General features: G+C 55.0%; 2 rRNA genes. Both read left to right on the top strand.

Annotated elements, in window-relative coordinates:
- Positions 1-92 (top strand): 23S ribosomal RNA (locus tag C1Y42_RS23280); the annotation flags it as partial.
- A gap of 206 nt (positions 93-298) precedes the next feature.
- A 5S ribosomal RNA gene (gene rrf / locus C1Y42_RS23275) occupies positions 299-411 on the top strand; the annotation flags it as partial.

Raw genomic sequence — 411 nt, 5'->3', positions numbered from 1 at the left:
GACGTTGAAGACGACGACGTTGATAGGCCGGGTGTGTAAGCGCAGCGATGCGTTGAGCTAACCGGTACTAATGACCCGTGAGGCTTAACCTTACAACGCCAGAGGCGTTTTGGTCTGAGAGACCGAAAGAATTTTCAGCTTGTGACGGATAGAAATTAGCGGAAACGAAAGATTTTGCGCTGAGGCGAGGCGGCAGGCCGAAGGGAAGGAAGGAGCATACACGAGTATGTGACTGACTTTACGAGGGCGGCCAACGCGGCATCAGTGAAAAAGATTCGTTTCGTGCACAAAGAATTTGCCTGGCGGCAACAGCGCGGTGGTCCCACCTGACCCCATGCCGAACTCAGAAGTGAAACGCCGTAGCGCCGATGGTAGTGTGGGGCCTCCCCATGCGAGAGTAGGGAACTGCCA

It is taken from the genome of Pantoea sp. ICBG 985 (assembly GCF_002928365.1).
Taxonomy (GTDB): Bacteria; Pseudomonadota; Gammaproteobacteria; order Enterobacterales; family Enterobacteriaceae; genus Pantoea; species Pantoea dispersa.
Note: the sequence above shows the minus strand (reverse complement) of the source record. Positions and strands in the feature narration are given on the sequence as shown.